The organism is Pseudoalteromonas sp. 2CM28B, from assembly GCF_023161935.1.
In genome coordinates this window covers 53,481-64,250 of the sequence record NZ_JALNTH010000039.1, presented here as the reverse complement: position 1 = coordinate 64,250, position 10,770 = coordinate 53,481, and the positions used below count along the sequence as shown (strand labels likewise).

Annotated in this window: 5 protein-coding genes; all 5 read left to right on the top strand. The window is 37.4% G+C overall.

The genetic code is table 11. The annotated features are described in order from the left end of the window. Positions 1-394: 394 nt before the first annotated feature. The 5 genes from MTN96_RS30610 (at position 395) to MTN96_RS30590 (ending at position 10,576) form a co-directional block, all read left to right on the top strand. Complete coding sequence (locus tag MTN96_RS30610; protein ID WP_248443015.1) at positions 395-2,524, top strand: EAL domain-containing protein; 2,130 nt, start codon at positions 395-397, stop codon at positions 2,522-2,524. After that, positions 2,515-3,435, top strand: a complete 921-nt coding sequence (locus tag MTN96_RS30605; protein WP_248443013.1) for a diguanylate cyclase — start codon at positions 2,515-2,517, stop codon at positions 3,433-3,435. The genes MTN96_RS30610 and MTN96_RS30605 overlap by 10 nt, the downstream gene beginning before the upstream one ends. Before the next feature lie 102 nt (positions 3,436-3,537). After that, positions 3,538-4,806 carry a PotD/PotF family extracellular solute-binding protein gene (locus tag MTN96_RS30600; protein ID WP_248443012.1) on the top strand — a complete coding sequence of 423 codons (1,269 nt, stop codon included), beginning with the start codon at positions 3,538-3,540 and terminating at the stop codon, positions 4,804-4,806. Between the two features lie 9 nt (positions 4,807-4,815). Beyond that, entirely contained in the window at positions 4,816-7,083 is a 2,268-nt protein-coding gene (locus tag MTN96_RS30595) for an ATP-binding protein (RefSeq protein WP_248473964.1), read from the top strand. Between the two features lie 16 nt (positions 7,084-7,099). Further along, the gene (locus MTN96_RS30590; protein ID WP_248443010.1) at positions 7,100-10,576 is read left to right on the top strand and encodes an ATP-binding protein; all 3,477 of its coding nucleotides are present in this window, start codon (positions 7,100-7,102) and stop codon (positions 10,574-10,576) included. Positions 10,577-10,770 lie beyond the last annotated feature (194 nt).

The following is a 10,770-nucleotide window of genomic DNA, read 5'->3' as shown; positions in this document are numbered from 1 at the left end:
CTTAAAGTACAAAACGGAAGTAAACTTCCGGTTTCTAACCCAATATTGCTATATTTCGGAAGCAAACTTCCGTTTATAGGAATTCAAAGGTAGTTATCGGAAATATACTTCTGTTTTTGAAAGCGTTGGCCTAGATAGCTATATGAGCCATTTTTCGGGGTCTTATTTGAGCGAAAAGCGGAGGGTCGGGTAAACTCGTTTTTGGACAGAAACGAGTTAATCATGAATGACTGCTCATGGCACAGACTGTGTAAAAACTAATTTTTAATAAATTGTCTTGGTATGTTCTTAGTTTGAAACCATCTAGGATGGTTGCGATCGATTTTTTCCTAAATGAGAGCCTGTCGCTTTTTATAAAGATTAGCTATTCTTAATTATCTTAGGAAATTTAATTATGAAGAGTGGTTATATGGCAGAGCTTTGTAAAATTCTTGTTATAGATGATGAAGAGATCAACACCTTGCAACTAGAGCATGTTCTGGATGATGTTGGGGTTATTTGTTCATGTAATAAAAGTGAGGATGCCATCGCTCTTATTGAAGAGTTTATACCAGATATACTTTTACTCGATCTAGAAATGCCCAATGTTAGTGGGTTTGACATATTACTCGAAATACAAAAAAGACCTCACCTTGTTGACTTACGCGTTTTGGTCATCACTTCTCATAATGATCCTGAAATCGAGCAAAAAGCGCTTTCATTTGGAGCTATTGATTTCATATCTAAACCTTTGAATTTAACTTTATGCCGAATGAGGGTTGAAAACCATGCAAAAATTCGAATTCAAGAAAAAACTATTCAGCGCACTAAAGCAGCTTTGGCTGCTGAAAAAGAGCACTTACGGATCACGTTAGACTCTATTGCTGATGGTGTTATTTCTACTGATGAGCATGCGTGTATAACTTACCTAAATCCAGTAGCGCAACGTCTAACCGGTTGGTCACAAATTGCGGCTAGAGGGCGGCATATTGAAGAAGTGATGATACTGAGAGATACCTCAACTAAAATACCTTCTATAAATCCTTTATCAGTTGCTCTGAAGGAAAATCGGCCTGTTGCTATGGCTATAAACACACAGTTAATTAGTCGGCAAGGTATGTTGTACCGAGTCGAAGATAGTGCGGCTCCAATATTAGATAAAGATGGTAATAAGCGTGGTGCAGTAATGGTTTTTCAAGATGTTAGCGAAGTTCTTGCTATGTCAGTTCAAATGACTTATTTATCCCATCACGACCAACTAACTGCATTACCCAATCGCGTATTGTTGCATGACAGATTAACTCAAGGAATAGCTAGAGCCTCATTTAATAATACAAAAGTGAGCCTGTTGCTTCTTGACTTAGATAAATTTAAGTACATAAATGATGCGTTAGGGCATCATATTGGTGATGAAATAATTGCCCATATAGGTCATAGCCTTGATAAATTTGCATGTAATGATATTACTGTTGCAAGAGTTGGTGGGGATGAATTTGCACTTGTTGTTCCCTATGAAAAAGATACATTCGGTCTTGAACCGCTTGTTAGTCAAGTGCTAGATGTCATTGCTAAACCTTTCAGATTAGCTGATGAACAACATGTCCTTTCAGCAAGCTTGGGGATAAGTGTGTATCCTGATGATGCATCAAGTGTCGAGGAAATGCTTCGTCATGCAGATTCAGCAATGTATAAAGCAAAACAAGAAGGCGCTAATAGCTATTATTATTTTAGTCATGATCTCCAAGTTGAAATGACTAAGCGTTTAAAAGTGGGTAATTGCTTACGCAACGCGCTAGATAACAATGATCTTGTTGTGCTTTATCAGCCAAAATATGACTTAGTGACTAACGACGTTATTGGTGCTGAAGGATTAGTGAGGCTAAAAGATGACACTGGAGAATTTATATCTCCACTTAATTTTATTGAATATGCCGAAGAATCAGGACTAATTTACCGTTTAGGTGAACAAGTTTTGGAGCAAAGTTGTATTGATGCTAAAAAGTGGCTTGATGCAGGATACCCAAAGAAAGTCGCTGTTAATATTTCAGCTAAACAATTCACTGGTATTTCGCTGGTTGATACGGTTGCATCGATATTAGAAAAAACTAAGCTACCAAGTCGTTATTTAGAGCTGGAAGTAACCGAATCAGCACTGATTGATAATTTTGAACAAACGATAAAGCAATTACAGGCGATCGCTGATATGGGGATTAGCCTTGCGCTTGATGATTTTGGCACTGGGTATTCTAGTCTGTCATATTTGAGACTATTTCCTCTTGATGTGCTGAAGATTGATCAGTCTTTTGTGCGCGATATGCTCACTGATTCTCAATCGCTTGATATTGTTATTGCAATTATCGATTTAGCCAATTCTTTGAACTTACAGATCGTGGCTGAAGGTATTGAAACAAGCCAACAAAGAGAGAAGTTACAATCTCTAGGTTGTGCGATTGGTCAGGGATACTTGCTAGGTAAACCAATGCCCTTTTTAGAGATGATGGAGGTGCTGACTCAAGCCAAAAATAAAGGAAATATATGCACCTAGATCTTAAGCCATTAACGCAATGTAAAATATTAATTGTTGATGATGATGAAATAATTCGTTTTTCACTACAGGCTATCATGGAAGATTACTTTGAAGTCGAAACACAAGCTATGGGCTTACAAGCGTTAGATTATTGCAAATCCAATATCCCAGATCTCATTTTACTGGATGTAAATTTGCCAGACATTAGTGGCTTAGATGTATGCAGAGCGTTAAAGCAGAATATATTGTTTGAGCACGTTCCTATTGTATTTATTACTGCAACTTATGACACTGATTCTCAGAATGCTTGTTGGGAAGCTGGTGCAGCAGACTTTATTGGTAAACCAGTAATTGCTTCAACGCTAATACATCGAACTACAAATCATGTAGAGAATAAGCTGCGCTTGGAAGTGTTGATGGATTTAACTTATAAAGATTCTCTAACAGGACTTTATAATCGTCACTATCTAGAAAAAGAAGTCTGTAATTCGCTGAAACAATCTGAGCGTGACAAAAAGCCGTTTAGTGTGTTAATGATCGATATTGATCATTTTAAACTTTATAACGACCATTATGGTCATCTTCAAGGTGATATTTGTTTAAAACAAATTGCAGACGTGTTTGCCAATACGCTAAAAAGGCCTCATGACGTAACGATTCGATTTGGAGGTGAGGAGTTTCTGATTGTTCTACCTTATACCGACATTAAAGGGATGACGCACGTATGCAAACAAATAATTCTACAAATTAATGAGTCAAATATTGAGCATAGTCAATCATCCATTGGGCACGTTACTGTTAGTATTGGCGGAGTAACAAGTCAGAAACAGAGCACAATGGGGCTTAATAAGTTGATTTCATTGGCTGACGAAGAACTATATTGCGCCAAGCGAGATGGCCGTAATTGCTATAAATTACAGGTTGTTTAATTTGGCTCCTTGTAATTTTAATTATGAGGAGCTAATTTGCTGTTTTTTTTATTGTTTAGTCTATACTTTTCTCTTAGGTAAATTGGTATTGGATAAATAATAATGAATTATTCACCTGATCGTAGACACTTCCTGCGTACAGTGGGTGCAGGAGCAGCGGTATCAACACTCGCATTCAAAGCGCCTTATGTATTTGCGAGAAAAGTGACAACTTTGCGCGTCATGGGCACTCACGTTACACTGCAAGAAGAGCTTCGTCAGCGAGCCATGCGAGAGCTAGGTATAAATTTACAATTTATACCTATGGGGAGTGCTGCTGTTTTACAAAAAGCTGCTGCGGATCCAACTTCTTTTGACCTTTATGAACAGTGGTCAGATTCAATCAATATCCTATGGCAAGCTGGTGCTATTCAACCAATAGACGTAGATAGGCTTGTTTACTGGAATGAAATTAATGACCTTACTAAAACAGGCAAAATAACCCCCTCTGCCAAACTAGGTGCAGGTGATGCACCAAACAAAATTTTATTTGTTCAAAATGATGGTTCATTAGCAAGTACACCTACAAAAAAAATAAGCTTTATGCCATATGTCCACAATGTTGACTCATTTGGCTATAACACCGATTACATCGAAAAAGGACAAGCCTATGAAACAGAGTCTTGGTCTTGGTTGCTGGATGATAAAAATAAAGGAAAAGTGGGCCTTGTTAATGCCCCAACAATAGGCATATTTGATGCTGCGCTTGCTGCTCAGGGCCAAGGCCTGATGACTTTTAACGATATTGGCAACATGAGTATTAACGAAATAGATAAATTGTTTGCAATTTTATTATCGAAAAAAAGGCAAGGCCACTTTTCTGGTTTCTGGACATCAGTACCGCAGTCAGTGGATTTTATGAAGACAAAACGCGTGAATATCCAAAGTATGTTTTCACCGGGTGTGAGTGCCTGTAGAGGCCAAGGTATCCCTGTTGTCAATGCATCCCCGAAGGAAGGGTATCGTGCTTGGCATGGTGTTATGTGTTTATCTGCTAATACCTCGGGGCATGTAAAAGATGCGGCTTATGAATATATGAATTGGTGGCTATCTGGTTATCCTGGAGCCTTTATTGCTCGACAAGGTTACTATATATCTAACCCACAGCGTAGCCAGCCGTTAATGTCTAAGCCTGAGTGGGATTATTGGTACGAGGGAAAAGAAGCAACCACTGAGCTGATTGGAACGGATGGTAAAATTTCTGTACAAGCTGGCCAGACTCGCGATGGTGGAAGTTATATTAAACGTTTTTCAAATATAGCTGTGTGGAATACCGTAATGCAAAATTACGATTATAGTTTAGATAAATGGTATGAACTACTTAATGCTTAAGGACGTCGTTTGGTACATTTAATATCGCGTTCTATTGCAGCGAAAATGACATTAGCGTTAGCACTGGTGGTAATTACACTCAGTATCAGCTACATCGTCATGGATAAACGCTTAGAAGCAATTGATACATCGGTAAATAATATTACGGATATTAGTAGTCATGCCATTGGTATTTTACGAATAAACAAAGATATTGTTGAAATGCAACGTGATATTTCGGTCTATGGCGCATCAGGGAGTGATGCGGTATTTGCTAAGATTGAAGAGAACTACCAAAGTATTGACCAGCGTTTAAAAGCAATAGATAAAAAAAATAATGAAGTTGACGATAAAATTTATATTGATGCCATGTCTGAACTCGTGCTTAGGTATGGTGATAATCTAAGCGTGCTAAAAAAGCGCTATAATATAAAAACAGCATTGATAGATACAGAGCTGCCACGTATTTATTTAGGCGCTGTTGCCCATTTAACAGGCTTACTGCAACTGACCGCAGATTTAAAAGATAAGTTGCTAATTACGCAAAATATAAATATATGGCACACATTACACCACAATGCGCAGCTTTATTTAACTAAAAAGGACTATTCTAAGCGTCAACAAGTCATTAAGGCGCTGCAAAGTCTTTCAAGCTCCGAATTAGCTTTGCAAAAGCAGCAAAACAGGATCGAAAACCCAACAGTTCAGTTAGCTGTAGATTACCAGCAAGCTTTTACTAAAAGCGTCCAAGCAAATCGTAACTATTTAAGTCTAGTTAATGTTGTTATGGCGGGTGATGCCATTGAGTTTAGTGCATTAGCAAATACACTTAGAGAGCAGTCACTGTCACGTTTAATTACAATAAAAGAAACCGGCTCAGTTAGTATTTCAAAAACAGAGTATGTTTTACAGCTACTCGGAGTAGGCGCTATCTTGTATATCATTGGACTAGCGTTATTTTTTCACTTTCATATAGCACATGCGATTAAACTATTGACCAAAAGTTTTCAAAGCTTTCTTAATGGTGACCTATCGGCGCCCATTCACGATTTAACACGCAAAGATGAAATCGGTGTGTTAGCGGGTGCTGCAAATCGTTTCAGGGCGTTAAGTACAGACTTTATTTCTGCAAAAAAAGCAGCGGAACATACTTCTAAGGTCAAATCTGAATTTTTGGCAAATATGAGTCATGAGATCCGCACTCCTATGAATGGAATTTTGGGGATGGCGCGACAGCTTGGCAATACCTCTTTGACAGATAAACAAGCAAGAATGTTAGAGATTATTCAGTCTTCAGGCGCCAGCCTGTTAGTTATCATCAATGATATTCTCGATTTGAGTAAAATTGAAGCCACAAAAGTTGAGCTTGAAAACCAATCAATCGATTTACATAAAATGCTAGATGAGTTAAAGCTACTATTTAGTGAACAAGCAAATGCAAAACAAGTGCAGCTTTTTGTTTCATCGCCGACAGACGAAGAGAATATTATTTTTGCAGGAGATGAAACACGCATAAAGCAAGTACTTATAAATTTGTTAGGCAATGCCATTAAATTTACTGAAAGAGGAAGTGTTGCATTAAATGTAAATGTTCAGAAAGAGGTGAATAATGAGCTTATATTGTCGTTTGGTGTGTCGGACACTGGTATAGGTATATCACACGAGCATATTGATACACTCTTTGAGGCTTTTTCACAGGCAGATACTTCGATTACACGCCGATTTGGCGGAACAGGCCTCGGTTTAGCGATTACCAGTAAGTTATTAGCGCTCATGGATGCGCCTTTAAAGGTAGAAAGTGAGCTTGGTAAAGGCTCGCTCTTCTATTTTGAATTAAAGACTCAAAGGGGTGATAAACAGGCGAGTCGACAACATGAAAATACTAAATTATCAGCACCGCAAGAGATTGATCTATCTAACTTAAACGTATTAGTTGTTGAGGATAATGAGATTAATCAAATTGTTATTGAAGCGCTTTTGAAAGAGTTTAATATCACTTGTATCAATATAGCCGGTGATGGTGAGCAGGCGATTACACAGTGCGAAATGTGTGCGTTTGATATTATTTTTATGGATATGCAAATGCCTGTACTTGATGGGCCTCAAGCAACACTTAAAATTAGAACGATGCCAGCTTTTTTAACAACACCGATAATAGCTTTAACTGCAAATGTACTAGGTAGCGATAAGCAGCGTTGTTTTGAATCTGGTATGGATGATTTTATGGGCAAACCAATAAGTTATGAGTGTTTAAGAGCGGTACTATTAAAGTGGTGTAATCCCCTAACTAAGCATTAGTAACAAAAGGCTAAAAATGAATATTTCCATGAAAGCAAATAAGTCAGTTGTATCTTCAAAGACGTTTCTTAGGTGGATCACGTTCTTTTTTGGTCTGTTGTTGGTTTTGGCTGTTTTACTATTTGAAATGCATGTAAAAAAAGGTGTGTTAATACAAATAGAGGACGAGTTTACAGCAACAAACCTGCGATTGAAAGAAGTTGTGACTTCATTTATATCCCGATCAAAATCGGATCTTAGTTTTTTGCATTCTACACCACCTATTTCAGGGTTACCCAGAGCTCATTATAACAATGGTATAGATCCATATGATGGAACCACTTATGCACAGTGGAAAGAGCAGTTAGAAACTATCTTTATTGGCTTTATGGAAAATAATTTAAATGTTGAGCAACTACGTATTATTGCTATTACAGCCTCAGGGGAAGAGCTTATTCGTGTGCAGCGCCGAGGTGCTTCAGTTGAGGCTGTAGCAGATTATTCGTTACAACCCAAAAGTGGGGAGCTGTATTTTTTACCGAGTTCGCAGCTTGAAGCTAAGCAAATATATTTATCGCCTATGTCGTTGAATCGCGAGTTTCGAGAAGTGACATTTCCATACAAGCCGATGTTACGGTTTTCTATCCCTATTTACAGTGAAGAAGGTAAACGCTTTGCTTTTTTAATTATGAACGTTAGCGCAAATACCTTAATTGAAAAATTAACAACCACAGTGTTTGACTATTCTCAGCTTATAATTAGCAGCTCTGAAGGCGATTTTTTATATCACCCTATCGAAAAGTATCGATTTACAAGAGATTTAGCACCGAACATCACATGGGATACGCTATATGAGCAGCCGATCCAATATCAAGGACTTTATCGTGTGGATTCGAAACAAAAAGCGGGTGATCAATACTATATGTTTTCCGATACAGTTCAAATGCGACCGGGAAAAAAGTTTAGTTATATTGATTTAAGTACTGTCGTTTCAAAGCAGTATATCGATACGATGATTAGTGATAAACGGCTTTTGACTTATGGCTTTTTATTGGTAATTATCTTCTTTACTGTAATACTGCTTATTACTTTTTATCGAAATGCAACCAGAAGCCAAATGCTAGCTGAAGCACGTAGGGAGTCTTCTGCCATTGTCGATGGTTCAATTGATGCCATTGTTGGATTAAATCTTCAAGGTGAACTAACCAGCCTTAACTTTAGTGCAGAGCGATTATTATCAACGTCTAGAGCTTTATCTATAGGTAGGCATACCAATGAACTGATATTACTCCAACAACTGCCGATAGATACGTATATAGCCGATTTGGAAAGCTCGAAGCCACAAATCAAAGATGAACGGTCCATAGAGGTAAATGGGCAATCCTACTTTTTTGCTATCTCTGTAAGCCCGGTATTTTCTGAACAGCTTGTACTCAATGGCCTCGCGCTTATTATCAGGGATATTAGTAAAGAGAAAGCGGCTGAAATTAAGGTAAAACGTTTGAACTCTGAGCTTGAGTCAAAAGTTAGAAACAGAACGCAAGATCTTGCTGAAGCGAAAGATCTGGCTATCAAAAATAGTGATCTAAAAAGCGCGTTTATTTCTAATATCAGCCATGAGCTAAGATCGCCTCTTAATGGTGTGATTGGAACATTGAATATTTTAAAGCGTGAAGAATTACCAGAAAAATCACGTAGGTTGATTAGTATGATGGAGTTAAGTGCCACTAATTTAAACCTGTTGATAAACGATATATTGGATTTGTCTAAGATTGAAGCGGGTAAACTTGAATTAAATTTTAGAACATTTAATCCTAAATATTTGATTGAAGGCTTAGTTGAATCGTGCGCCATATTAGCCTTTGATAAAGAGCTTGAGGTTTATCTTGATACACGAGGTTTAAATTGCCAGCGAGCTGTATCAGACCCATTAAGGTTAACCCAAATAATCAATAATTTAATTAATAATGCGATTAAATTTACAGAGCGTGGTTTCATAAAGATCAAAGTTGAATCAGAAAAGATTGAGGATCAAAAACACAAATTAATTATTAGCGTCCAAGACACCGGCGTAGGCATAGAGTATAGCGCCCAGCAGCACCTGTTTAAAGCATTTAACCAAGCTGATAGCTCTATAAACGCTGAGTCTGGCGGTACGGGACTTGGATTATCAATATGCAAAAAGTTATGCCTGATGATGGGGGGCGATATAAAAGTCAATTCGGTCCCACATAAGGGCAGTACGTTCAGTTTTGATATAATAATTGATAGTGAAAGTAGTGAGAATACACCACAGAACAACCATTATTTGTCTAAAAAAGTCTTAGTTATTAATAATAATAAAGAATCTCAAGAGCTACTAGGACAGTTAATTCGTCATGAAGGGGGCGAGGTAGAACTCTCAAATTTTGAAGATTTAGCCGATATAACTGCTGAACCTTATGACATTATTTTCTTAGATGCAGAAGACAATAAAAATGGTGAGTTAGAACAAATAATTGATGGCTTCATGCACCATAAATCAAACGTTAAAATTGTTGTGTTACATAAACCCGGATGGCCATTACCTGAAGGTATTTCAAGTAAGATAACGACAATTAGTAAACCATTCACACAAAGTGATTTACTAAGAGCGATTGGATTAACTCTGAGTAAGCTTGATCAATTGCAGTTGCTTACAGTAGAAGCAAGCGAAAACAGTGATATACCAGTACGAACTTTAGAGCAAATTGATGGGTGCAGTATATTAATTGTTGATGATACTGAGATAAATATCGCTGTAGCAGTAGCTGCACTTGAGTTTTTACCAATTCACGTAAAAACAGCAAGTAACGGTGAACAAGCTATAGAAGCATTAAAGCTTAGTCGCTTAGCAGGAAAGCCAATATGCTGTATTTTGATGGATTGTCAAATGCCTATCTTAAACGGTTACCAAGCCTGTGAGAAAATTCGTGCAGGTGATGCTGGTAATGAGTTTATAAATATACCTATTATTGCTATGACAGCTAACGCCATGATGGGTGAAAAAGAAAAATGTTTATCGGTTGGTATGAACGACTATATTAGTAAGCCCATTCAAGCTAATGAGGCGCAAGCTAAAGTAATAGAGTGGGCATTATCTAATTACGAAAAAAATGAACATCCGGTCACTGAAATTTTGGCTGAAAAAGAAGTGTTATGGGATCATGGTGCTGCACTTTCTCGTTTACTTAACAAAGAAGCTTTGCTTATTAAAATTTGTACTATGTTTATTAAAACAGCACCTGAAAAATTTAACCAACTAACAGAATTTGTCGATGATCATAATTATGAACAAGTTCGTCAAGTTGCGCATTCTCTTAAAGGTTTATGTGGTGAGATAAGCGCCGACAGGTTAAGAAGTTTGTTTGCAGAGATTGAATTACAAGCAAGCAAGGGGCAACTAGATATTGAAAAAGAGTTTTCACTTTTGGAAAAGCAGCTTCCTGTATTATTAAATGACATTAATGATTGGCTCGAAGAAGATAACGGTTAGATATGCGTTATTTCATGTGTTCTTACTGTAAAGAACTGCATAACTATGATTTTGTGGAATGACGCTTTTAAGAGTAGATATGTGTCACGATTACGAATAGGTTGGCTATTTTGAAGACGCAATGATATTTATGGATTATAGCTAAGCTTATTTTAAGGTTTTTACGTTTTAATGACTAGAATTGGCACTGAGCC